At 57.3% G+C, this 23,482-nt stretch carries 22 protein-coding genes; 17 read left to right on the top strand and 5 right to left on the bottom strand.

Annotation, left to right across the window (positions count from 1 at the left end; all coding sequences use genetic code 11):
• The first annotated feature begins 110 nt into the window (after nt 1-110).
• The 10 genes from D9N13_RS13335 (at nt 111) to D9N13_RS13290 (ending at nt 11,297) form a co-directional block, all read left to right on the top strand.
• Nucleotides 111-884, top strand: a complete 774-nt coding sequence (locus tag D9N13_RS13335; protein WP_290590897.1) for an SDR family NAD(P)-dependent oxidoreductase — start codon at nt 111-113, stop codon at nt 882-884.
• A gap of 18 nt (nt 885-902) precedes the next feature.
• Nucleotides 903-2,114, top strand: a complete 1,212-nt coding sequence (locus D9N13_RS13330) for a DUF1214 domain-containing protein (protein WP_290590895.1) — start codon at nt 903-905, stop codon at nt 2,112-2,114.
• Nucleotides 2,115-2,123: 9 nt separating this feature from the next.
• Entirely contained in the window at nt 2,124-3,386 is a 1,263-nt protein-coding gene (locus D9N13_RS13325) for a sulfotransferase family protein (protein ID WP_290590893.1), read from the top strand.
• Nucleotides 3,376-4,416, top strand: a complete 1,041-nt coding sequence (locus D9N13_RS13320) for an SDR family NAD(P)-dependent oxidoreductase (protein ID WP_290590891.1) — start codon at nt 3,376-3,378, stop codon at nt 4,414-4,416. The genes D9N13_RS13325 and D9N13_RS13320 overlap by 11 nt, the downstream gene beginning before the upstream one ends.
• Nucleotides 4,407-5,459, top strand: a complete 1,053-nt coding sequence (locus tag D9N13_RS13315) for an SDR family NAD(P)-dependent oxidoreductase (RefSeq protein WP_290590889.1) — start codon at nt 4,407-4,409, stop codon at nt 5,457-5,459. Before D9N13_RS13320 ends, D9N13_RS13315 begins: the two co-directional genes overlap by 10 nt.
• Nucleotides 5,459-5,953: an SRPBCC domain-containing protein gene (locus D9N13_RS13310; protein WP_290590887.1), complete on the top strand. Its 495-nt coding sequence runs from the start codon at nt 5,459-5,461 to the stop codon at nt 5,951-5,953. Before D9N13_RS13315 ends, D9N13_RS13310 begins: the two co-directional genes overlap by 1 nt.
• Nucleotides 5,950-6,441, top strand: a complete 492-nt coding sequence (locus D9N13_RS13305) for a nuclear transport factor 2 family protein (protein ID WP_290590885.1) — start codon at nt 5,950-5,952, stop codon at nt 6,439-6,441. The genes D9N13_RS13310 and D9N13_RS13305 overlap by 4 nt, the downstream gene beginning before the upstream one ends.
• Before the next feature lie 189 nt (nt 6,442-6,630).
• Nucleotides 6,631-7,275 (top strand): hypothetical protein, encoded by a 645-nt coding sequence (locus tag D9N13_RS13300; protein WP_290590882.1) that lies wholly within the window; start codon nt 6,631-6,633, stop codon nt 7,273-7,275.
• Nucleotides 7,276-7,361: 86 nt separating this feature from the next.
• Nucleotides 7,362-8,846 carry a cytochrome P450 gene (locus D9N13_RS13295; RefSeq protein WP_290590879.1) on the top strand — a complete coding sequence of 495 codons (1,485 nt, stop codon included), beginning with the start codon at nt 7,362-7,364 and terminating at the stop codon, nt 8,844-8,846.
• A gap of 357 nt (nt 8,847-9,203) precedes the next feature.
• Entirely contained in the window at nt 9,204-11,297 is a 2,094-nt protein-coding gene (locus tag D9N13_RS13290) for a CocE/NonD family hydrolase (protein ID WP_290590876.1), read from the top strand.
• 92 nt (nt 11,298-11,389) lie between these two features.
• Here the strand turns inward: D9N13_RS13290 and D9N13_RS13285 are convergent, their stop codons facing one another.
• On the bottom strand, nt 11,390-12,049 hold the full coding sequence (locus tag D9N13_RS13285) for a TetR/AcrR family transcriptional regulator (RefSeq protein WP_290590873.1): 660 nt from the start codon (nt 12,047-12,049) through the stop codon (nt 11,390-11,392).
• 117 nt (nt 12,050-12,166) lie between these two features.
• Nucleotides 12,167-12,487, bottom strand: coding sequence for a 2Fe-2S iron-sulfur cluster-binding protein (locus D9N13_RS13280; protein WP_290590870.1), 321 nt, complete (start codon nt 12,485-12,487; stop codon nt 12,167-12,169).
• Nucleotides 12,488-12,677: 190 nt separating this feature from the next.
• Between D9N13_RS13280 and D9N13_RS13275 the strand changes: the two genes are divergently transcribed.
• From D9N13_RS13275 to D9N13_RS13250, 6 genes are all read left to right on the top strand, one after another.
• Entirely contained in the window at nt 12,678-13,916 is a 1,239-nt protein-coding gene (locus D9N13_RS13275) for an NAD(P)/FAD-dependent oxidoreductase (RefSeq protein WP_290590867.1), read from the top strand.
• A gap of 107 nt (nt 13,917-14,023) precedes the next feature.
• Nucleotides 14,024-15,001 (top strand): Zn-ribbon domain-containing OB-fold protein, encoded by a 978-nt coding sequence (locus D9N13_RS13270; protein ID WP_290590864.1) that lies wholly within the window; start codon nt 14,024-14,026, stop codon nt 14,999-15,001.
• Between the two features lie 10 nt (nt 15,002-15,011).
• The gene (locus D9N13_RS13265) at nt 15,012-15,467 is read left to right on the top strand and encodes a MaoC family dehydratase (RefSeq protein ID WP_290590861.1); all 456 of its coding nucleotides are present in this window, start codon (nt 15,012-15,014) and stop codon (nt 15,465-15,467) included.
• A complete protein-coding gene (locus tag D9N13_RS13260; protein ID WP_290590858.1) occupies nt 15,464-16,654 on the top strand; it encodes a lipid-transfer protein in 1,191 nt (396 codons plus the stop codon). The genes D9N13_RS13265 and D9N13_RS13260 overlap by 4 nt, the downstream gene beginning before the upstream one ends.
• A 4-nt stretch (nt 16,655-16,658) precedes the next feature.
• On the top strand, nt 16,659-17,081 hold the full coding sequence (locus D9N13_RS13255; RefSeq protein WP_290590855.1) for a PaaI family thioesterase: 423 nt from the start codon (nt 16,659-16,661) through the stop codon (nt 17,079-17,081).
• A 9-nt stretch (nt 17,082-17,090) separates the two neighbouring features.
• Complete coding sequence (locus D9N13_RS13250) at nt 17,091-17,873, top strand: SDR family oxidoreductase (RefSeq protein WP_290590852.1); 783 nt, start codon at nt 17,091-17,093, stop codon at nt 17,871-17,873.
• On the opposite strand, the gene D9N13_RS13245 is transcribed toward D9N13_RS13250, so the two are convergent.
• The 3 genes from D9N13_RS13245 to D9N13_RS13235 all read right to left on the bottom strand — a co-directional run bounded on the left by D9N13_RS13245 (nt 17,874) and on the right by D9N13_RS13235 (nt 22,564).
• Nucleotides 17,874-19,562, bottom strand: coding sequence for an OmpP1/FadL family transporter (locus D9N13_RS13245; RefSeq protein WP_290590849.1), 1,689 nt, complete (start codon nt 19,560-19,562; stop codon nt 17,874-17,876). It abuts the gene before it with no gap.
• Nucleotides 19,563-19,664: 102 nt separating this feature from the next.
• The gene (locus tag D9N13_RS13240; protein ID WP_290590847.1) at nt 19,665-21,233 is read right to left on the bottom strand and encodes an OmpP1/FadL family transporter; all 1,569 of its coding nucleotides are present in this window, start codon (nt 21,231-21,233) and stop codon (nt 19,665-19,667) included.
• Nucleotides 21,234-21,661: 428 nt separating this feature from the next.
• Nucleotides 21,662-22,564 carry an NAD(+)--dinitrogen-reductase ADP-D-ribosyltransferase gene (locus D9N13_RS13235; RefSeq protein WP_290590844.1) on the bottom strand — a complete coding sequence of 301 codons (903 nt, stop codon included), beginning with the start codon at nt 22,562-22,564 and terminating at the stop codon, nt 21,662-21,664.
• A 2-nt stretch (nt 22,565-22,566) separates the two neighbouring features.
• Between D9N13_RS13235 and D9N13_RS13230 the strand changes: the two genes are divergently transcribed.
• The gene (locus D9N13_RS13230; RefSeq protein WP_290590841.1) at nt 22,567-23,475 is read left to right on the top strand and encodes an ADP-ribosylglycohydrolase family protein; all 909 of its coding nucleotides are present in this window, start codon (nt 22,567-22,569) and stop codon (nt 23,473-23,475) included.
• The last annotated feature ends 7 nt before the right edge of the window (nt 23,476-23,482 follow it).

Raw genomic sequence — 23,482 nt, 5'->3', positions numbered from 1 at the left:
GCTTGATGGTAACCCACCCATTATTGAGATCTTTTTGCAATATATATTGCATTTATAGGGATCATACTTTAACGTGCGATAAAAAACTAATGATTGATAGGTAACATGTCATGGCCATCCAGCAACCTGTTGTTTCCCTGCACAACCAAGTCGCCTTGATCACCGGTGCCGGCCAGGGCGTGGGGCAAGGTATTGCGCTGGCCATGGCCGACGCCGGGGCCCGCATTGCCGTAACCGGGCGCACCCTGGAAAAACTCCAGCACACCTGTGACCTGATCCGGGAACGGGGCGCACAGGCCATCGCCATTCAGTGCAACGTCATGGATGATGAATCCCTGCAGCACACAGTGCAGGAGGTGGTCGACCACTTCGGCACGATTGATATTCTGGTGAACAATGCCCAGGAGATGTGCCTGGGCTCGTTGCTGGATCTGAGTGATGAGCAGCTGGACAACGGCTGGCGTTCGGGCCCCCGCGCCACCTTTAAACTGATGAAACTGTGTTATCCGCACCTGAAGCCGGGGGGCTGCATCGTCAACCTGGCCTCCACTGCCGCCAAACGCTGGGACAGCTCCGGCTATGGCGGGTACGCCGCTGTGAAAGACGCAATCCGGGCACTGACCCGGGCCGCCGCCTGCGAATGGGGGCCGGATGGCATTCGCAGCAATGTCATCCTGCCGTTGGCATCCTCGCCGGGGTTACAGTGGTGGATGGACAACAACCCGCAGGAATCCCAGGCCTTTATCCGCTCCCTGCCCATGCAGAGAGTGGGTGACTGTGAAACCGACATTGGCCGTTTCGTGGCAACCCTGTGCAGCGATCAATGCGCCTATATCAATGGCCAGAGCATTGCCATTGACGGCGGACAGGCGTACCTGGGCTGACACCGTGGAGTGCTATCAATGAAAACCGCCATTGCTGTTCTCAACCGATTTCGCAAAATCACCTTGTGGTGGCGTCAGCTGCGCGGAGTGACGCCGGAATCCCTGGCCCAGCAACGCATTCTCTCCGGCCAGAGCTGGGAGGAATTCTGCGACACCTTGAAAGCCGCCGGCGCATCACTGAGTTTTCCCGGCACCCCCCAGGATGCCTTCAATCAGGCGGAAGGCTATCGTTACCTGACGCGGCTGACCCGGGCCGGACTGATGGCGTTTGTGGAGCACGCCGATCCCAAGGCTCCGGTACTGCACCGGGTGGTACACGAGACCGTAAAAATGGGCGCCGACAATCCGGACAACTACTACCAGACCGCCTGCATCAGCGGTGAATACGAGTACCGCATCCGCGGCCGCCGCAACAGTGTGCACTACCTGGGCTTTGGCACCCAGATCGGACACTACGGGCAAGGGGGCGGCATGCCGCCATCAGGCTACCTGGAGGCATCTCAGCTGGCCATTGATGACGATGGCTGTTTCGAAATCATCGTCAGCTGCCAGCCCCAGCCGAACAACTGGCTGCCCATGCAACCGAACAGCGGCAACCTGATCGTACGCCAAACGTTCCTGGATCGGGAACGGGAAACACCGGCAGAGCTGAGCATTGAGCGCATCTGCCCGCCGGGCGAAACTGCCGTCCCCGGCAGGGTCACCCCGGAGCAGGTGGACAGCGGGCTTAGATCTACCAGCACGCTGGTGGCAGGCGCCTCCCTGCTGTTTGCCAAATGGGCCCGGGATTTTCAACAACACAGCAATACGCTGCCTCAGTTTGATCCTGAGGTTTCCACTGCCGCCGGCGGTGATCCCAACATTATCTACTACCACAGCCACTGGGCGCTGACCGCCGATGAGGCCCTGCTCATCGAAGTCACCCCGCCGCAATGCGAGCACTGGAATTTCCAGCTGAATAACTATTGGATGGAATCCCTGGACTATACCCATTTCCAGATTCACACCAACAAACACCTGGCACAACTTGAAGACGATGGCTCGGTGCGCATTATCGTTGCCCACCAGGACCCGGGGCTGCCCAACTGGATCAACACCACCGGCCATGCCAGCGGCACCATGTGCTTTCGCTGGATCAGGGCCCGGCAACATCCGCAACCCAGTACACGCGTCGTCAAGCTGTCGCAACTGCAGTCGCTACAAACAAAACAACAAACCGCTACAGCATAAGAGTTCATCATGGGGAAAAAACCGCTGCAAACCGGCAATCAATACCATAAACCCTACCGGCCGCTGCCCATTGCCCTGTTTAACCGCGCCGGACGGGTGGCCGAGAAGATGGGTGTATTGGGCCAGTTGGATACAGAGCAACTGATTGCCAACGCCCGGCGCAAAAGCGGGCTCACGGATTTCGGCGACGAATGGTTTCGCACACCGCTGTCGGTGCTGGTGAACGCCATCAATGAGGAAGCCAACCTCACTCCACTGGGCAAACTGATCCAGAAAAACCGTCTGGAAGCGGCCCTGATGGTGCGCTTGCGGGCTCAGCAATTACTGCAAGCGCACCCGGAGATTCTGCAGATTGACCTGGGCAAAATCATCATCATTGCCGGCCTGCAGCGCACCGGCACCACCACATTGCACCGGCTTTTAGCCGCCGATCCCAACATGCGTGCCCTGCTCTCCTGGGAGGCCCTGAACCCGTTGCCGTTACCCAGGGAGAAAACCGGCAATCCCAAAAAACGGATCGCCATGGCGCGCACGGCGGAAAAAGGCCTGGCCTATCTGGCGCCGGAGTTTTTTGCCATCCACCCGGTGGAACACGATGCCCCGGAGGAGGATGTGCTGTTACTGGATTTGAGCTTTATGAGCCAATCCCCGGAAGCCACCCTGCACGTTCCTACCTATGCAAATTGGCTGGAAAAGCAGGATCATACCCCGGCCTACGAGTACCTGCGAACACTGCTGAAAATTCTCACCTGGCAACGGCCGGCGGCCAACTGGGTGCTGAAAACCCCACACCACATGGAGTATCTGGATGTCATCCTTAAGGTGTTTCCAGAGGCCACCATTGTGCAAACTCACCGTGACCCGCAGAAAACCACCGGCTCGTTCTGCAGCATGGTCGCCCACGGCCGGGGCGTGTTCAGTGATCAGGTGGACGCACGGGACGTGGCCCGCCACTGGGTACGCAAAGTGAATCGACTCATGCAAGTGTCCATCGACGTGCGTGAGCGGGCCAACCCGCAACGCTTTATTGATGTGTCTTACTACGATCTGCTTAAAGATCCCATTGCCGAAGTAGCGCGCATCTACCGAGCCGCCGGCCTGCCCTTTGATGAACGTGTTGCTCAGGCCGCCGAAGCCACCCGCCAACGCAACGTGCAACACCGTTACGGCAAGCACGTTTACCGGCTGGAGGATTTTGGCCTGACCCGGGAAGACATAGAAACACAGACTGCTTTCTACCGCCGCCGTTATGGAATTCCCTATGAACAATAATCACAACAATCGCGGGGCCAGCGGCGTCGGCCACAAAGGTGTGATCAGCGCGGTCACTACCGCTCTGCTGGATCTGTTCAGCCGGCAGGAACAATTACCGGGCTTACCCGATGCACAACGCATCGACGGCAAAGTTTGCCTGATCACCGGCGCCAACAGCGGCTTGGGCAAAGCCGTGGCCATCGATCTGGCGCGGCGCGGCGGACATATCATCATGGCCTGCCGCAGTGGCATTCCGGCTGCGGGGGAAGAGGTTAAACGTGCCTCCGGTAACCCCAACGTCGAGATGCTGGCGGTGGATTTATCGGATCTGCGTTCGGTGACACGGTTGTGTGACCAGATGCAGGCGCGCAATATCAAACTCGATATCGCGGTCATGAACGCCGGCCTGATGCCGCTGCATGCGCGCAAAACACCACAGGGCTACGAGATCATGTTTGCCGTTCACTTTCTGGCGAACCGCTTGTTGCTGGCGCGCTGGTGCCGGGATGGCGTGCTGCCGTTGCAGGGGCGCCGGGCCGATGTTCCCCGGGTGGTGTTTGTTTCCTCCGAAGCCCATCAATCCTCCGCCCCCATCGACTTCGATCACTTTGCCGCCTTTCACCACTACGGCATCAAGGACGGAATGAAATTCTACGGCCAAAGCAAGCTCCATCTCTCCACTTTTGCCCAGGAACTGCATCGCCGCCTGAACCCCAACGGCGAACTGAACGTTGCGGTGCACAGCCTCTGCCCCGGCCCCATCGCCTCCAATATCGCGCGGGAATCACCGGCCTACATCAAGCCCATCCTGTCGCCCATTATGAAGTTGCTGTTTCGCTCACCGCAGCAGGCCGCCGCTCCGGTTTGCTACCTGGCCTGCGCTGATGACATGGCCAGCCGCAGCGGTGTCTACCTGCACATGATGCGGGAAAAACAACCGTCCCCATTGGCACTGGATCCATCCAATGGACAGCGGCTGTGGGCCATGAGTGGCGACCTGATCCAACCGTTTCTGCACACCAACCAGAGGGAAAAGGAATGCCTTTAAGCGATGTCACCACGGCAGTCAGCAGCGTCGCGCGACGTCTGCTGACCAAACCGCCCATGGCAATGCCCGTTGATCTACACCCTAAAACCGCCATTGTCACCGGCGCCTCCCCCGGCTCCATCGGCTATGAAACCGCTATCACCCTGGCCGCCTGGGGCGCCCGGGTCATTATTACCACCCGCAGCAATACCGATACCAGTGTTGAAAAGATGCGGCGTGAACTGCAGGCCGATGGTTTTCACCACCAACTGCACGGCCACCCCCTGGATCTGACCCGGGCCGATTCCGTGGAAGACTTTGTTGCATGGTACCGCCACACCATCGGTGATAGCCTGCACATTCTCATCAACAATGCCGGCATCCACGCCGACATCCTCGGCAGCTGGCGTGAGCCGCACCTGTCCGCCGACGGCTTCGAAATTCATTGGCGCACCAATTTTATGGGGCCCATGCACCTGACCCGGCGACTGCTGCCGTTACTGGAGCAATCCGGTACAGTGTCAGAACCGGCGCGGGTGGTCTTTGTGGCATCACATCTGCACCAGAAGGGGCTTAACAGCGAACTGTTTCATGCCAGCCAGCCCTACAACTCCTGGCAAACCTATGGCCAATCCAAACTGGGCCTGGTGCACGCAGCCTTTGAATTACAACGACGCTACGGGCACAGAAACATTCAAAGCTACGCCCTGCACCCGGGCTCCATTGCCACCAATATCGCCATCCGGGGATTGGAAACCAACCAACGTATGCAACGGTTACTGCAGTGGGTTAATCCACTGCAGATGCTGTTTATGCTGACCCCGCGCCAGGGGGCACAGACCCAGATTTATTGCGCCACGGCGCCGGGGCTTGCCGGCGGACGCTACTTTGATCGCTGTGCCGCCGCGGCCCCCAACCCCGAGGCCAACCATGAACAGGTAGGCAAACGCCTGTGGGATGAAACCCTGGCGTGGATTGACAGCCTGCCGTCTACCGATTGCGGCACCGGTTCAGCACAGGACGCTGCCCGCGCCAACGCCACCGGGCAGGCGAGTACCGCCTGATGCCCAGCTTTACTGTTTACTCCGACCGGGTTGAGATCAACGCGCCGCAACAACGGGTGTGGCAGATTCTTTACGACCTGAAACGCTATCCCGAGTGGAATCCCTTTACCGAAAAAGTGGTGACCAGCTTCAAGCCCGGCAGCCCGGTGGAGCTGCACGTGAACTTGCCCGGGCGCGGCAAACGCCTGCAGCGGGAATTCATCACCGGCGTCAAGCCACCGCAATCCCTTGGCTGGGGCATGAACATGCTGCACGACAGCATCCTGAAAGCCCGCCGCTGGCAAACCGTCGAAGCACTGGCGGACGGGCGCTGCTGTTATCACACCGAGGATCACATCAGCGGTGCCTTGAGCCCACTGGTAAAATGGTTGTTCTATCGATCCATGCGCGATGGTTTCAACGCCATGGCCTATGCCCTGAAACAACGGGCCGAACACCCCCTTCAGCCCCAAATCCCCAAGTCACGGGAGAAGCCAAAGGAGAACCAACGGTGAACGCACTGGAGCAACGCCTGCAAAGGCTGGAAGACATTGAAGCGATTCGACAATTGAAAGCAGCCTATCTGCATCATTGCGATCGCAAAAACATCGCTGCCATTCGAGAGTGTTTTGCCGCCGGTGCAGTACACATCGACTATGGCACACTGGGCACGTTCACCACGCGGGATGAGTTTCTGAGCCTGTATGAAGAGCTTGCCTGCCACGCCCACATCATCGACATGCATCATGGCCAGAATGCCCGCATCCAGTGGCATTCACCACACCAGGCCAGTGCCGTCTGGGATCTATATTTCCACCAGATCGACAACCACCATCAGACCCTGACCCAACTGGCGGGCTATTACGAAGATGACTATGAGAGGCGGGATAACCGCTGGCTGATCACCCGCAGCGTGTTTCGGGTGACCTCCTCCTGCGTAGTCCAAATGGACGATACCCAACTTCGCCTGCTGTTCGCCGGAGCCCAACCACCGGCGGCATAATTATTCATAAAATCATTAACTTAAGATACTCGCGACCCTGCAACTAAAAGCGTGATCAAGCTGCGGCCTGACACCACGGGTCGGGCGCCGGCGCGCGCGCTATTGATGTCCCTGCCAAATAGGTATACGGTGTAAACCTGTATCTTAGCCATGACAACAAAAACGAGAAATATTGCAGGAGAGGATTCCATGTACATTGGTAAAACCCTACCAGAACGCCCCATTCCCTTTGAGCAGTTTGATCCCGATTATCTGGCCAATTTTGTGCGCGACAACATCTTGCCCAAGTGCGTCACCGAGCGCCAGAAGCTGATCTGCCAGAACTTCGTTGACCATGCCAGTGCCGAGTGCAAAGGTGATTATGAAACGCTGATGGCCTCCTGTTCACAGCGGCGCCAGGATTACCGTCGCTGGGGCAAGGGTGATGACGGATTGATGGAAGGCATCCAGCCGCAATCCTATGATGAGCTGTGTGTATTCTACGGTAATCTGGTGACCTTCAACCTGTTTGTCATTCACCTGGAACTGGAAAAGTTCATCGTCGGTGAAGACACCCTGGTGCTGGAAGGCAACGTGCATCAAATGTACCCGGGCGCCATGCTGCCGGTGGCATTCGGTATCGAACCCGATGACGAAGACGCCGTGTACATGCTCACCATCCGCATGGCACTGTTCTTTATTTTCGATGAGGATGGCATGGGCTGCGGCGAGCAATCCTATACCAACGGCGATCCCACCGAAGCCAGTTTCGTTAAAGTGCCCAACGAGCACGTACCACAACGGTTCTGGGACAACATGAAAAAACAACAGGAGCTGCAGGACGCAGACGACTGATTCCTTTCCCTGCAGGATCGCCGCCGGAGCCTGTTTCCGGCGGCACGGATACGCCAGCATTGAACCGGTGACAAGGGAGAATCGTTATGACGGCAACCGCACAGCTGCCACCCGGCCCCAGGGACATGAAAGTAAAACAGGCCATGAACATGGGTTATGGACTGTGGCAGTACCTGGAAAAGCAACAACAGACCTTCGGTGATTACTTTACCCTGCGCCTGCCCGGACAGGGCCCCATGGTGATCCTCTCCGATCCCAAAGCCATCAAGGATGTGTTTTCCCTGAGGCCGGATCAGTACGACGCCTCCCGCACCCAACTGCCTATGGATGTGGGGGAGGACAACACGGTATTCCTGAATCAGAAACCCCATCAGGATTCCCGCAAGATGATCATCCCCCCGCTCAACACCCACCGCCTGAAAGACCGGGCCGGGGTGATGCATGATATTGTCACCGAGCACCTGAATGCCTGGCAGGTGGGGGACGAATTCAATATTCCACGCCTGGTGGGCGACATCACACTGGATGTGATCTGCTACACCGTTTTCAATTTACGCCGGGGTGATCGCAAGGACACCTACAAGCGGCTGATGCTGGGCTGGTTGCTGTCTGCCTGCAGCGACGCCAATTTTGCCGTGGGCTCCATGATCGGCGCCAAACGTTACCGCGGCATGCTCAACAAGGCCTACCTGAAACGCACCCGGAAAGGGGATTTCGGCAACGGCAGGAAAGGCCTGTTCCCCTGGAAACAGGCCATCGATCTGAAGGTACAACTGGCGGACATGATCCGGCAGGATATTCGCGCCATTCGTGCCCGCATGGATGCCGGGGAAAGCCACATGCTGTCGGTGCTGGCACGGGCCACCGATGAAGACGGCAACCTGCTGGCAGAAGAACGGGTCATCTCAGAAACCGTTGGCCTGCTCATCGGTGGCCACGAAACCAGCGCTGCCACCTCGGCCTGGTTTATGCTCTGGCTGCTGAAAAAGCCCGAGGTCCTGCAGCGCATCCGCGAGGAAGTGAAAGCCTCCATTGCCGCAGAAGGCAGGTTTGATCCGCTGAAAGTGGCTGAGCTGCCCTACCTGACCGCCTGCCTCAATGAATCCCAGCGCCTGACACCGTCTGCGGTGGGCACGGTACGCTGGCTGACCCAGGATGCCCAGATCGGCGATTGGCTGATACCGGCAGGCAACTGCGTGTTCCCCTGCATTTACCTCACCCAGCGCAACAAATCAGTGTACGGTGATGATGCCGAAGAATATCGGCCGCAACGCTGGCTTGAAAACAACAAGTTCGGCCCTAACGAGTATTTCCCCTTTGGCGGCGGCCGCCGGGCCTGTGTGGGCATGAACCAGGCGCGTCAGCAATTGCGGATCATCTTTGCGGAGTTTGCCCGCCGGGTTCGTTTCAGCTCCATTCACGATGGTGGCGCCAACTGGCCAACACCGCGCCAGATCGGCGGACAAACCGAACCGGACGTGGGGGTGATCGTGAAAGTGGAGGAAATACGCCCCGAATCCGCCGACTTTCCGGCAGCAGATACGGCCACCAGAGTTGCCCAAGGGGCCTGATTTGCAAATCATTACCCTTCTACTACAAAGCCCCACAAGTGGGGCTTTTTCCTTTTTCTATCAGACACTTCCCCGCCCGGGGAACGCCTACCTGTTTGTTCTGTAAGGGAAACTCGATTTGACAATACCCATTGTCAAAAAATATTATGGCATCACAAATATTATGGCGGCGCACGGTTGCCTGCAATACCGCCGCGACAAGCAACACAATGACCGCTCAACAATAAATAAAACACGCAAGCAAGGGATGCTTGCCAACAATAACAACCAGACCGGGACGAGCTATTGCGATGCACTCTGTCGCACGACGTGAGTTATGCAACGTCCGTACAAAAGGTCATGTTTGGGGACGAAGTAATGCACCAGGGAATCCATCGATCTATCCGCCTACTGCTTTGCACCGTTGTGGCAGGGGGCTTACTGAGCGCCTGTATTGGAGAGGATTCAGCTTCCAATGACAACAACAGCAGCCAACGCACCAGCAATCCAGCAGAAACCTCCGCTGGTAACACTGAATCACCCCTGCCTGCTGATGAACAGATCATTCTCAACGACGATGCCCAGGCGGTGCTGGAAACCAGTGGCAGCGGCACTATCTATCAGCGGGCCGCAGAATACCCCAAAGCGGTGAACCTGCCCCTGCAGTTCATCGATACCATTTACGGCAAGAAACTGAGCGCCAGGGTTACCGTTCCCGCCGATGAGAACGGCCAGCCGATACCCGGCCAGTTCCCGGTTATCCTCACTCAATCCGCCTACAACACCAACCTGATGAGCCTGCTGCTGGGCAAGGTACCGGGTAATCTGCTACTGGGTGTTACCGATTCCTTTATTGTGCGGCGGGGCTATGTGCAGGTGGCGGTGGATGCCTACGGCACCGGCGCTTCCAGCGGCGGCTGGGATCTGCTGGGCCCCAATGAACAAGCCGCTTACTCCGATGCGGCGCAATGGGCCAAAACCCAGCCCTGGTCCAACGGTAAACTGGGGGTGGCGGGGGTATCCTACATGGCCATTACCTCGCTGTTCACATCACAACTACGCCCGGACCTGGTGGACGCGGCCTTCGTCAGCCTGCCCATGGGCGACGCCATGCGCGGCACCGTGGGCATCGGCGGCATGCTCAATGGCCTGTTCATGAGCCGCTGGCTGCAGCTGACCCACTTCACGTCCACCCAGAACGTGCCCACATCGCTACTCAACCCCAAACACATGCAGCATCTGATCAGCGCCACCGACGAACATGTGGCACAGATGAGAAGCTATTTTCTGCCGTTGATCAACCAGGCCCTGGACGGCGAGCCCACCTATAACTTCCAGACCGAGTATTGGAGCCTGCGCTCACCCATTACCAATATGGATAAAGTGGAAGCCCCCACCCTGATTCTGGGTGCCTTGCACGACCTGTTTCAGCGGGATGAGCCGCTGTTGTACGAGATTCTCAAAAACAAAGGAGTGGACAGCCGCCTGGTAATCTATGACGGCAGTCACTTTGTGAACTTTGTGGCCACCCACATTGGTAATGAAACCGTGCCGCCGGTGGATCTGATGCTGCTGCAGTGGTTTGACAAATACCTGAAAGGCATCGACACCAACACCGAATCCATGCCCCAGGTTACCCAGTTTGTGAAAAACTATCCTACCCCCAGCACCCCCGCCCAATTCAAGGGTGATCACTTCGCCACGGCCACTGACTGGCCGCACCCATTGATGACACCGGAGCGCTGGTATCTGCGGGAAGATCAGGGCCTGAGCAAAACCGCACCCACCACCGAAGAAAGCGGCCCGCAGATGACCCAACCGGAACATCCCAGCGGTTTCGCCTACGATGCCAATGGCCTGCTGGGTGTGGAGCTGAACATCAACGACGGCACCGAATGTTCACGCAGTTTCGATCAATGGACACTGGGCCTGAACCTGCCCAAGGCCTGCTTCAGCAACAGCGACCTGGTACCCCAGCAGCGGGTGATTTTTGAATCCGAGCCCATGGCGGAAGACTACTACATCAACGGCCCCATCCAGGCCGATATCTGGATCGACAGCACAGTGACCGAAGCGGTGGTCTCCGTGCAGGTTGAAGAGGTGTCCGCGCGCCAATCCCTGCCCATCACCAATGGCCAGCTACTGGCCTCCGGCCGCCTGGTGGACGAATCCCGCTCCCGCTTTGTGGAGGGTGTGATGATTCAGCCCTATCACCCCTTTGCAGAAGCCACCAGCGCACCGCTGGTACCGGGCGAAGTGGTGAAAATGCAAATTGAAGTATTCCCCACCAGCGCCATCATTCGCCAGGGCAATAAACTGCGAATTTCCATCAGCCCCAGCAACCAGGCTCAGGCCATGCTGAATTACCCGCGCCAGGCCATGGCGGAAGGCGGGGTGACCACCATTCATATCAGTCCGCAGTACCCGTCCAGTGTGGTGCTGCCCATGGTGCCCACCTCCGCCCTCAATTAAGACCTAAAAAAGCAGTATGGATACGACTTCAACATTTAAGATGGCGGCGCGGCTGAACCTGCGCCGCCCTATGGAAGAGTCAAGCGGAAGAGTTAAGCGGCAGAGTAGCGCGCTTTCAATTCACGCATGGTACCCAACACCATCAGGGTGCTGCTTTCCACCAACACATTTTGCCGGATCTCATAGCCACTCAGCATCCAATGCACCGCCACCGCCGACACCGCGCCATTAATGGCGGCCGCCAAAGCCTTGGCAAAATCATCGGATACCTGCAAATCGGGATTGTCCATGCGCAACATTGTTAATGCCAATGCCGACAGCGCCACCACGTTCTCGTGTAGAATTTCCTTCACCCGATCGGTACCCACCAGGCTTTCGATATAGAGCACGCGAACAACACGGTCATTGCGCATCGATGTGAAATACAATTCCAGGCAAGCGCTGATACGGTCTTCCAGCTCCTCGGGCAGATTCGGTAACAGCGCCAGAAAACGCTGGGCGCTAAGATCAATCTGCCGGCGAAACACGGCACAAAACAGATCGTCGGTATCGGTGAAGGATTCGTAGAAATATCGTTCGGTAAGACTGGCTTCCTTGCACAGTTTGCGCACCGTGGCACCCCGCATACCCAGGCTGCCGAACACTTCCAGACCGGCTTCCAGAAAACGCTCGCGCCGCTCGTTTACACGCTCGGTCTCGCTCAGGCCACCGTAGGTTCGTTTTGATGATTTTTTGTCTGATGAAGTCGTCATAGATGAATTTCACTACAAAGCCCGGCCACAGTAAAGCAACTCCGGGCAGACCCCATGCAGACCAAACAGTCGGTCAACAGCAATCGCTGTTGACCGCATAGTCCTGTTGTGCCGGGCTTAGTAATCCTGCTGGGCAATGGTGACCTTCATGCCGTCCATGTCATCCGTCAGCGTAATCTGACAGGATAGACGGGAGTTATCCTTATAATGCTCAGTACTGCTTACCAGCTGCAGTTCATCCTCACTGGGAGCATGCAACTTCTCTTTCCATCCATCTTCAATATAACAATGGCAGGACGAACAGGAACAAACCCCGCCGCAAATGGCCAGCACATCGTCGTAACCGTTGTCCCGCAACGCTTCCATCAATGTTTCGCCGGAATTGGCTTCCAGGGATGTCACGTTACCCGCCAGGTCTGTAATCTCTAAAGTCGGCATCTCTCTACTCCTGCTTTTTTCTTATCACTTGCTGATGAAATTCCCGGTGTAAAACCTTTTTAGGGACATGGCAATTGACAGGCCACCCCTTGAATGAATTAGTATACACCGTATACTTTAAACAACAACCGCTAATCAATACCCCAACAATAAAAATGAAGGCCACTGCAAAGCATGAGGAGCCCAGAGCATGAATGACCAACAGACCTGTATCATCATTGGCGCCAGCCACGCCGGGGCGCAACTGGCAACCAGCGTACGCAAGGAAGGCTGGCAGGGTCGTATTCTTCTGATCGGTGATGAGCCACAGGCACCCTATCACCGCCCTCCGCTGTCCAAGGCTCTGCTGATGCAGGAAAAAACCGCCGGGGAACTGGATATTTTCAAACCCACGGTATACGACAAGGCCGGGGTTGAATTGCAACTGGGCCGCCGGGTCAAAGCCATTGACCGCGCCGGCAAAACCCTGATTCTGGACAACAATGAAACCCTGCCCTACGACAAACTGGCACTGTGCACCGGTGCCCGGGTACGCACGCTGGACATTCCCGGTGCCGATCTGGCCGGGGTACATTACCTGCGCACCCTGGCCGATGCCGAAGCCATACAGCAACAGGTAAAACCCGGTGCCAAAGCGGTCATCGTGGGGGGCGGCTACATTGGGCTGGAAACCGCCGCCTCGCTGCGCAAGCTGGGCATGGAGGTCACGGTGCTGGAGATGATGAACCGGGTACTGGAACGGGTTACCGCGCCGCAGCTGTCGGACTACTACAGTCGGCTGCACCGGCAACAGGGTGTAAACATCATCACCAACGCCCAGGCGCAGGCCATCCTTGGCAACGGCCGGGTACAACAGGTTCAGTGCAACAACGACCTGGTGCTGGACGCCGACCTTGTTATCATCGGCATCGGCGTCATCCCCAATACGGAGTTGGCCGCCGCCGCCGGGCTCGCCATTGAAAACGGCATCGTGGTGGATGAATTTGCCGGCACCGGCGATCCGGACATCGTGGCCGCCGGTGACTGCACCTTCCACCCCAACGATCTGCTGGGCTATCGTCTGCGCCTGGAATCCGTACCCAACGCCATGGAGCAGGCCAAAACCGCCGCCGCCACCCTCTGTGGCAAAGCCAGGGCCTATCACGCCCTGCCCTGGTTCTGGTCTGACCAGTACCACATCAAGCTGCAGATTGCCGGTTTCAATAAAGGCTATGATCGCGTGGTGCTGCGGGGCAGCCCGGATTCCCACCAGTTTGTGGCCTGGTATCTACAAGGGGATAAAATCCTCGCCGCGGACTGCATCAACAGCCCCAGGGAGTTTATGCAGGCCAAAAAAATTATCGGCCAGCAACTGGCCCTGAAGGCCACCGATCTGGCAGACTGCCAACAGGATCTGGCCCAGTTGGTGCTGTCTGCAGCGGCGGCCTGAGCCTGCGGGAACCAATTATGCATTATAATTGCAATATATATGCATAATTGGTTACAATCCAGCGGTAACCATAACAAGAATGATCAACCGCACATGAGGGAGTAGCCATGTCGCAAGCGTCGCCTGCGGAGATTCTTGAACGAATCAAACCGTTAATGCACAAACGCGTGGGGCCTTACAACAGCTGGAATCCGGTGACCCGCACCCACATCTGGCAATGGTGCAGCGCCATGGGGGACAACAACCCCCTCTACCTGGATGATGACTACCGCGGCACGCACAGCGAATTTAACCGGGACCGGGCCGTTGCGCCGCCGGCCATGATGCAAATGTGGTCCATGCGGGATGTGCACGGCAACGACGGCCCCGGCTCCACCACCGACAACCTGTTTGAGATTCTGGATGCCCTGGAAGCAGAAGGCTACGCGGGCATTATGGCGGTAAGCTACGACCAGACTTTTCACCGCTATCTGGAGGAAGGCGATCGCGCCCATCACTACAGCACCATCATCAACGTCAGCGACCTGAAAACCACCGCCATCGGCAAGGGCTTTTTTGTGACCCAACTGGCGGAATTCATGGATCAGAACGATGAGCTGTTTGCGGAAGCGAAAATCACCTATTTCAAATATCAGGTTCCCAAGCAGCCCCCCGGCGCCAAACCCAGCAGCACCCCCACCAAGATCAACCGTATCCACCCGGTGGAAAACCATGATCACGAGCATTTCTGGCAGGGCCTGCGTGACGGCAAGCTGCTGATCCAACAATGCAGTGACTGCGGCAAACTGCGCCACCCACCGCAACCCATGTGCGAACATTGCCAATCACTGAACTGGACCACCATTGAATCCAAGGGCAAAGGCACCGTGTACACCTACACCGTAATGCACTATCCGGAAATCCCGCCCTTCGATTACCCCAACGCCATCGTGCTGGTGGAGCTGGAAGAAGGGGTTCGCATCGTCTCGCAACTGGTGGGCACCAAACCGGAGGACATCCGCATTGGTATGCCTGTGGCGATGAAGCTCACCAACGTGCAGGAAGGTATGACCCTGCCATTGTTCCACGCTGCAGACAACGCATAAGGAGGCGGCCATGACAGACTTCAACAACGTTTATGCCCAACAGCTGCGCGTGGGTGACACCCTGCCGGAATTCGAATTACCCATCACTGCCCGCCTGGTGGTTTCCACCGCACTGGCCTCACAGGATTTTCAGGACGTGCACCACGACAAGGACGCCGCCATTGCCAAAGGCACACCGGACATTTTTATGAACATTCTCACCACCAACGGCTTTGTGGGCCGTTACCTCACCGATTGGGCCGGCCCCGGCAGCCGTATCAAGAAGATCCAGTTCAACCTGGGCGCCCCCAACTTTCCCGGCGACACCATGATCATGAGCGGTGAGGTCATTGAGTTGAGCGAGGATGGCGAACAGCAGCTGGCCCACGTGACGTTCAAAGGCAAAAACGGCATGGGCAATCACGTCAGCGGCGTGGCGGTGGTACAACTTGCCCACCCAGCCGGGCACGGGGGTAACGCATCATGAGCCAATCTGGATCCCCCGCAACACTGGCCCGCAAAGCCGCCATCGTCGGCATTGGTGCCACGGAGTTTTCCAAGGATTCCGGCCGCAGTGAAATGCAACTGGCCTGCGAGGCGGTGAAGGCCGCGCTGGATGATGCCGGACTCCACGGCAGCGCCATTGATGGCATGGCTTCCTTCAGCATGGACAACAACTGGGAAAACGAAATTCTGCGTCAAGTCGGCGGCAACGAGTTGAAATTTTTCGCCCGCACGGAGTTTGGCGGCGGCGCCGCCTGCGGTCCGTTTGTGCACGCGGCCACCGCCATTGCCAGCGGTCTGTGCGACACGGTGGTGATCTATCGCGCCCTCAACGAACGCTCCGGCCTGCGCTTCGGCAGTGGCCAGATGATGAACAACAGCCCGCTGGACCCGAACATCATCAACTTCAGCCATTATTTTCCCTACGGCTTCATGACACCGGCCGCCTGGATTGCCTTCAGTGCGCGCCGTTACATGCACGAATACGGCGCCACCAGCGAAGATTTCGGCCGGGTCGCCGTGGCCATGCGCGATTTCGCCGCCACCAACCCCAATGCGTTCTTTTACCAGCGCCCCATCACACTGGAAGAGCACCAAGGCTCGCGCATGATCGCCGACCCGCTACGCCTGTACGATTGTTGCCAGGAAAGCGATGGCGCCGTGGCCTTTGTGGTGACCTCAGTGGAACGCGCCCGTGACCTGGCCAATACTCCGGCACTGATCGCCGGAGCCCGCCAGAGCATTGTCAAAGAGTCCCGCATGATGACGCCGTTCTACGGTGACAGCCTCTCCGGCATTGCCGAATTTGATGCCTGCGCCGGGGACGTCTACAGCATGGCCGGATTAGCCCCGGACGACATCGACGTGGCTTGCCTCTACGACCACTTCTCACCCTGGGTACTGCCGCAACTGGAAGCCTTCGGTTTTTGTGATCGCGGCGAGGCCAAGGATTTCATCAAGGACGGGCACATTGCCCGCGGCGGCAAACTGCCGGTGAACCCCCACGGCGGACAACTGGGGGAAGCCTATATCCATGGCATGAACGGCATTGCCGAAGCGGTACGGCAGATTCGCGGCACCTCGGTGAATCAGGTTGCGGGGGTTAATCACGTGCTGATTACCGCCGGTGCCGGTGTACCCACCGGTGCGGCCATACTGGAGAAAGGTTAAGCCCATGGGCACTATCCCGGAAGGTTTCGACAGCTCGGGCTTTGCCGCCTATTCCGATCATTGCGGCCCCATTCTCTACAAACGGGAGCGAATGGAAGACGGCAGCGTGCGCGGTTGGGCCGGGGTGCTGTTACAGGCCCACCACATCGGAGGCAACAACCGCGGCCACGGTGGTTTGCTGATGACCATTCTGGATGAAGCACTGGGCATGAATGCCTGCATCAGCCGCGATATGCAACCGGCGGTAACGGTTTCCATGAACACCCAGTTTTTCGCTCCCATGGTGGCCGGCCAATTTTTGCAGGCCTATGGCGAAGTCACCCACGCCAGCAAATCCATGGCCTTCATGGCAGGCAAAGCCTGGTGCGGCGACGTGCTGGTAGGCAGTGCCAACGGCGTCTGGAAATACCTGACCGTACAACAATAGAGGCGCGACATGTTTGATTTTTCCGGCAAAATCGTAATCGTGACCGGCGGCGGCAAAGGCGTCGGCTACGGTATCAGTGAAGCCTTCCTGGCGGCCGGTGCCGAGGTTTTTATTTGCGGCCGCCGTCAACCGCAACCGCTGCCACAGGCCAATGGCCGCAGCGCCATCTTTTTTGCGGTTGATGTGCGCGAGCCCGACGCCACCCAGGGCTTGATCGATGCCGTTCTGCAGCACAGCGGGCGCCTGGACGTGCTGATCAACAACGCCGGTGGCAGCCCACCGGTGGACGCCGCCAGTGCCTCTCCCAAGCTGACCGAAGCCGTGATCCGACTCAACCTGATTGCCCCGTTGATCTGCGCACAACAGGCCTACCATGCCATGCAGCCACAAGGGGGCGGCAGTATCATCAACATCGCCAGCGTGTCCGGCCAGCGCCCATCCCCGGGCACCACCGCCTACGGCGCAGCCAAAGCCGGCCTGATCAATGCCACCCGCTCCCTGGCACAGGAATGGGGTAGCCACAATGTAAGGGTCAACGCCATCATCGCCGGTTTGATCAAAACCGAGGCCGCCAACGATCATTATGGCGGTTCTGCCGGCATTAAACTGATCGAGGAATCCCTGCCCATGCAACGCATGGCCGTGCCGGCCGACATCGCCAATGCCTGCCTGTTTCTGGCGGACAACACTAAAGCGGCCTATATCAGCGGCGCCGCACTGGAAGTGTACGGCGGTGGTGAGCCACCCAGCTTTCTGCAGCTGGCCCGGCAGGCCCATGCCCTGGGTCAGTAATCAGAACGGCTGAGAAATGCTGAATTCCAGCAGGAACATTTCCAGCTCCACATTCAGGTCCGATCCGGCATAGGGGCTGTAAATCAGTTTCGAAGGGTCCAGTGAGTTGCCCACCTGAGCGCTGCCACCGGGCATCTCCAGGCTGGATTTCATGTAGCCGATGCCCACTTCTATCACCGCATCGCTGTCCAGCTTCAGGCCCAGACCGGCACCGTACAATGTGCCCGAGCCCAAGGGCAACAAGGGCGTCAAGCCATCATCCGGCAGCGAGGTGGGCCGATCCTCCACCCCAAACCGCACTACGCTGTTGGTGGAATACTGGTATTCAACACCCAGCGCCCAGTTCCAGGTGTCCTCTAACCCTAGCGGGAACGCGATGCGCTGCTTGCCCGCCAGATCCGGCTGAATAATTTCCGCCAAGCGCAGAAAGTCCACCGGTTCGGAAAACGTCACCTCCAACACCTGCCAGGAGGACCAGCCGGAAAACTTATAATCCACATTGACCTTAAGATAATCGGTGACCTGCAAGCTGAGCCCCAACATAAGTTGCTCCGGCATCTCCATGGCAATACTGGCATCCCCTTCGGTCAGGTTTTGGCCCTGGGGAAACGACCATCCCATGAGCGACAGCGCCGAGTTCAACTGGCCCGCCAGGGAAACGCCATTGGCATCCGGTTGCAACAGTGGCTCCATGAACGCCACCCAGTTATCGCCATTGGTCCAGCGGAACCAGCCATCCATTTCAATGGGAAACGAGTGAATATAATTGGCCCCCAGAGTCAGCCATTCGGTGGGGCTCCACAACAGGCCCACATTCAGCCCCGGCACCAGTTCCTGTTCCACTTCGAATTCCAGATAGGCTAATTGGTTATACAACCCCAGGCGTTCCCCCCGGCATAACTGCGGGGCCAGGTCCTGAAAGCCAACAAACTCCTCCCGCAACACAAAGTCACACTGACTCTGCAGATCCCCCAGAAATAGCTGACCCGCATGGGGTGCCCGTATGGGCAGGTCCATACCCACACCAACATAATTGAAGGTCAGAGCCGCCCCCACCGCGAATTCATCAGTCACTTTCAAACCAAAGCTGGGCGAGAAATAGGTGAGGTGCATGAGCGACATACGCTCGCCAATAAATCGGCCGGGGTCGTCTTCCTGCCGATAAAAACCCACCATCATCGGCGCATAAACATTGGTGGCGAAGGTAACATCCTTGCCCGGAGGGGAATAGGATGCACCACCTAACGGCGCCGCAATGGCCGGCAGTTCGGTTAAACCAAAAAACGGCAACATCAACGCGGCGCCTTCGGTTTCGCTGGTGCTCATGTGCGCTTCGTCATCAAAATAACCGTCTTCGAACAAGCCGGTGGCTTCCATTTCCTGCAGGCGGTTCTTGCGGGCATCCACGTAATCGCCAATGTCCATCACCACCGAAAAATCCGCCGCCACCATTTTAAGCTGCAACACCCGCCCCTTGATGCGGGCCAGGCCGGCCGGGTTGAAGTGGATAGAATCAATGCCGGGGGGATCGGCGGTCACGGCATTGCCCAGGGATAATGCTTTGGCATTGCCAATGGTCAGACTGTCCGCCACCACGGGCCAGGCACTGGAAACCCATAGCGACAACACAAAAAACGCCAGTGCGCGTGGCAGCATGCCGGCGCACCATCCGCCAGTAGATGATTCCATTGATTCTCCCTAACAGGCGGGGAAACAACAGAATTACCAGCGTTCAACTTTACCTGCTGGTACAACAAATCCTGTTACTGCTCACGTTCCCTGAACACAGTTTCAGTATTGATAGTTGGCCGACAGGCCGATAAAGATCGATTCCACCGTTTGCAACCCGGGGCAGCCGGACTTGACCAGTTGCCCGGCCCGGCAAGTGGGCGTATCCACTGGATTGCCATTGCTGTCATAGGGTTGATCAATGGTGTATTCCACCGCCGCATAGTTAAAGCCGATGTCCAGCAACCAACGATCCACCTGCGTTCCATAGCCGATGTAAAACGAATCCTGTTTATCCGCCGGGGGCGGGGTAAACGCATTGGTGTATTCCGGGGGCGTGGCACTGTTGCCAAAGCTGTAACCAAAGCGCAGAAACTGATCGCGCTTGAAATTCCACTCCACACCAAAACTCCACACATCGGCGTCTTCCCAATCCAGTTTCTGGCCCAACCGGTCCAGCCCGCTGACTTCAAAAATCGGCTCTTTTAGCTCGACAATAAAATCCTTGTTGGATTCGGAGAAATACCCACGCCGCCAATCCATGGCAAACAGCACCGTGGGTGTCACTTGCAGGGCGATACCCAACTCAATGGCTTCGGCGGTGGACCAGGAAATCTCAGAATCAATGTCCGTGGCAATCTTCTCGGCGATGTTATAAATGTTGTCTTTGCTGGTGATCGATACCAACTGGGAAACACCGGGTACCGAGTTCACCAGATCTGCGTAAGCGCCCACCGGTAAACTACCCAGGGTATCCAGCGCTGGATCGATCAGCATATTGGAACCCAATACCACATCGGTGGTGCCTTTCATGGTGGTGGTGGTTTTGGTGCGATAGGCCGCGGCCACAGAAAGATATTCGGTGAGATCATACGTGACACCCAAGAGAATACCCGGAGTACCCACGCCGTACATTTTCGATTGCACCTGGGTATAGCCCAGCCCATAGGAGCCCACCGGGGAATCCGGTTCCGTAAACGCTCCGGCAAAGTCCTCTGTGGTTTGCTGCTCGAACATACCGAAGGGAAAGCGAAACGACACGCCCACCTTCAATCGATCGTTCACCCGGTAACTGACGGGAAACGCCAGTTCAAACAAGGCGAGGTTCACCATTTCCTCGCGCCCATACGAAAGGCACTGATCATTGTTGATGGCGTCCGCGTCCAGCGTAACACCGCCACTGCCGTCGTTAATGATGACGTCTTCCGGGGATCGGGTGCAGGTTTTGCCGGTACCATAACGTTTAACACCGTCATAGCCACCGCCAAACCCCAGGGCCAGGTAAAACGAAGCACCGAAGGACAGATCCTCGGAGTATTTATTGACGTAACCCCAAAAGGGTAAGGGCACTGCAATCCAGTCCGATTCCTGATAATGGTCAGGCCCGGCAAAAGAGCCGCCCAGCTTCACGCCCAACAGGGTGAACGCACTCTGATTCTGGGAGGTTTCGTTTTCCACCAGGTTGGCGGGATTATGTAATACCGCAGCCGGGCTCTTGAGGTGGGCCAGCCCTGCGCCCCCCATCCCCATATTGCGCGCATCATACATGCCCGGGGCTTCTGGGTTTCCCTGGCAGATTGCCGGAACAATGGCGCACATAAGCCATCCCAGCAAACCGAAAAACCGTGTCATCTGTACTCCTTAGAGGGAACAACCGAGCACAGAACGGCCAATATGAGACATGGGTTGATATACGGAGATGACTTTGCGGTCACCCTGAAAGGGGACTGCCCCTCTTTACTCCCACCAACGTCACTTGAGCCCTGCGTATTCTTGTTGTTTATCCCTGCTATTGGCTTCTTATTCTTATGAGAGGGCACGCCCTCAATCAGCTGAATCGAGTCAACTGTAAACATAGTGTCCAAACACAATTTATTTTGCAATATCTTTTGCAAAATAAATTGTCAAAATAATGCTAAATGTAGCCGCAGGCCACGGGGGCCGCCACAACATGTACTAAGGTACCAGAAATAAGATAATTTGGGTCAGAAAACACTCAGTTGCCGACCAGTGGTGACCGGAATATACAAGTTAGAAAAAAGACCTGGAAAATAAGGCTGTTAGCGGCTCACACCCACCTGATAGACGCCGCCAATCACCAGAAATTCCTGCTCTCCCTGTAACACACCCGGCAGCAGGTCATACCAAAACAGCAGTTTTGCCAGGGGTACATCGGTGCTTAAGATGGTATCGCCAAAGGTACAGGAACGGTGGCGGTCGCTGGTGAAAGAGTTCAGGTTGTTGAGCAACACCACCGCTTCCCCCTCGGTGGTGTGATCCAATACGTCATGGCGCCGCAGTTGGTTCACCCCGCGATACAAACGCCAGTGGGTTGCGCCCGGCAGGCGCCTGTGCAGCTCATACTGGCAAAAGCAGTACAGTAAATCCAACTGCGCCTCCAGGGCATTGGCATTATACAAACCGCGCACATAGTCTGCCTGGTACGCCAGATAGCGTGGCTCCTCTGCGCTGTGGATGGGCCCTTTGTGGCTGCGTGGTATGAGCCCGAACCGCGATTCGACCCAGCGTTTCATCACCGCGCCCTCAATACCATCGGCATCGAACATCCAGCCGCGCAACAACCGCAGATAGTCCGCCTTGCCACGCACAACACGCTGCGCCTGCGGTGCCAATCCTGCACGCTCCTTGTGGTCCAACAAAAATGACGCGCTCATGTAATCACGAAAATACAGCGCCCGGGTCTGTTGATCCTCAACCTGATCCAACGACAAAAACAAAGCACGATGCACCTCGGCGACGCCATCGATGAGCAGGGGCACCGGATGCCGTTGAAACGGCAGTCCACCCAAAACCTCCGCCGGTAAATTACAACGGTTGAAGGCACTGCGTGCCTGCGCGGGCAAGGAAGCACTATCCGGGGTCTGCACGAAACGGGTATTGAATCTCTGGAAACGGAAGGTCGATAATAGCGGCAAATAATCCAGCAGTGTGGTGCATTTCACCAATGATTGATCGAGAGCAACGATATCAGGGCTGTTTGACCGGATTGGCAACAGGGGATGCGGTGGGCACCACACTGGAGTTCCAGGAGCGGGGCAGCTTTACCCCGATTACCGACCTGGTGGGCGGTGGCCCATTCAACCTGCAAGCGGGGCAATGGACCGACGACACCTCCATGGCGTTGTGCCTGGCCCATTCGCTGCTGGATGCCGATGGATTTGATGCCGACGACCAAATGCACCGCTATTGTGCGTGGCGCAGCAACGGCTACATGAGCAGCACCGGCCGCTGCTTTGATATTGGTGTCACCGTATCCGAGTCCATCAGTCAATACCTGAAAACCGGCGACCCGTTCTCCGGTTCCAGCGATCCTTTTTCGGCCGGCAATGGTTCACTGATGCGACTGGCACCGGTGGCGATGTATTACAGCCCCGACCTGGAGAGCGTAATCCACTATTGCGGGTTAAGCTCCCGCACCACCCATGGCGCCGCTGAGTGCATTGACGCCTGCCGCTATTTCGGCACGCTGCTGCATGCGGCCTTTGGCGGCCTGGACAAGCAGGCGCTCCTGCAGTGTGATCTGTACCAACCGGAAACAAAAAAAGTCGCCGCCATTCAGGCGGGCAGCTACCGCAATAAACACATTCAGCAGATTCGTGGCAGCGGCTATGTCATCGATTGCCTGGAAGCCAGTCTCTGGTGTTTCGCCAACACCGGCGATTTCGCCTCGGCCATTCTGGCCGCGGCCAACCTGGGTGACGACGCCGACACCACCGCCGCCGTCTGCGGGCAGATCGCAGGGGCCTACTATGGCTGGAACGGCATTCCCCAGTCGTGGCGTGAACGGTTGACCATGGGTGCGGATATTCGGGCATTGGCCAGCGGCTTGATGAACGCCGGTGACCCCGCCTGATCACAAC

The sequence above is a fragment of the Ketobacter sp. GenoA1 genome (genome assembly GCF_003671475.1).
Lineage (GTDB): Bacteria > Pseudomonadota > Gammaproteobacteria > Pseudomonadales > Ketobacteraceae > Ketobacter.
This window is presented reverse-complemented; position numbering and strand designations above follow the sequence as displayed.

What these genes read in the sequence shown, in the direction of transcription:
- D9N13_RS13335 (WP_290590897.1), top strand. Translation starts at nt 111, where the DNA reads ATGGCCATCCAGCAACCTGTTGTTTCCCTGCACAACCAAGTCGCCTTG.
- D9N13_RS13330 (WP_290590895.1), top strand. Translation starts at nt 903, where the DNA reads ATGAAAACCGCCATTGCTGTTCTCAACCGATTTCGCAAAATCACCTTG.
- D9N13_RS13325 (WP_290590893.1), top strand. Translation starts at nt 2,124, where the DNA reads ATGGGGAAAAAACCGCTGCAAACCGGCAATCAATACCATAAACCCTAC.
- D9N13_RS13320 (WP_290590891.1), top strand. Translation starts at nt 3,376, where the DNA reads ATGAACAATAATCACAACAATCGCGGGGCCAGCGGCGTCGGCCACAAA.
- D9N13_RS13315 (WP_290590889.1), top strand. Translation starts at nt 4,407, where the DNA reads ATGCCTTTAAGCGATGTCACCACGGCAGTCAGCAGCGTCGCGCGACGT.
- D9N13_RS13310 (WP_290590887.1), top strand. Translation starts at nt 5,459, where the DNA reads ATGCCCAGCTTTACTGTTTACTCCGACCGGGTTGAGATCAACGCGCCG.
- D9N13_RS13300 (WP_290590882.1), top strand. Translation starts at nt 6,631, where the DNA reads ATGTACATTGGTAAAACCCTACCAGAACGCCCCATTCCCTTTGAGCAG.
- D9N13_RS13295 (WP_290590879.1), top strand. Translation starts at nt 7,362, where the DNA reads ATGACGGCAACCGCACAGCTGCCACCCGGCCCCAGGGACATGAAAGTA.
- D9N13_RS13290 (WP_290590876.1), top strand. Translation starts at nt 9,204, where the DNA reads ATGCACCAGGGAATCCATCGATCTATCCGCCTACTGCTTTGCACCGTT.
- D9N13_RS13285 (WP_290590873.1), bottom strand. Translation starts at nt 12,049, where the DNA reads ATGACGACTTCATCAGACAAAAAATCATCAAAACGAACCTACGGTGGC.
- D9N13_RS13280 (WP_290590870.1), bottom strand. Translation starts at nt 12,487, where the DNA reads ATGCCGACTTTAGAGATTACAGACCTGGCGGGTAACGTGACATCCCTG.
- D9N13_RS13275 (WP_290590867.1), top strand. Translation starts at nt 12,678, where the DNA reads ATGAATGACCAACAGACCTGTATCATCATTGGCGCCAGCCACGCCGGG.
- D9N13_RS13270 (WP_290590864.1), top strand. Translation starts at nt 14,024, where the DNA reads ATGTCGCAAGCGTCGCCTGCGGAGATTCTTGAACGAATCAAACCGTTA.
- D9N13_RS13265 (WP_290590861.1), top strand. Translation starts at nt 15,012, where the DNA reads ATGACAGACTTCAACAACGTTTATGCCCAACAGCTGCGCGTGGGTGAC.
- D9N13_RS13260 (WP_290590858.1), top strand. Translation starts at nt 15,464, where the DNA reads ATGAGCCAATCTGGATCCCCCGCAACACTGGCCCGCAAAGCCGCCATC.
- D9N13_RS13255 (WP_290590855.1), top strand. Translation starts at nt 16,659, where the DNA reads ATGGGCACTATCCCGGAAGGTTTCGACAGCTCGGGCTTTGCCGCCTAT.
- D9N13_RS13250 (WP_290590852.1), top strand. Translation starts at nt 17,091, where the DNA reads ATGTTTGATTTTTCCGGCAAAATCGTAATCGTGACCGGCGGCGGCAAA.
- D9N13_RS13245 (WP_290590849.1), bottom strand. Translation starts at nt 19,562, where the DNA reads ATGGAATCATCTACTGGCGGATGGTGCGCCGGCATGCTGCCACGCGCA.
- D9N13_RS13240 (WP_290590847.1), bottom strand. Translation starts at nt 21,233, where the DNA reads ATGACACGGTTTTTCGGTTTGCTGGGATGGCTTATGTGCGCCATTGTT.
- D9N13_RS13230 (WP_290590841.1), top strand. Translation starts at nt 22,567, where the DNA reads ATGATTGATCGAGAGCAACGATATCAGGGCTGTTTGACCGGATTGGCA.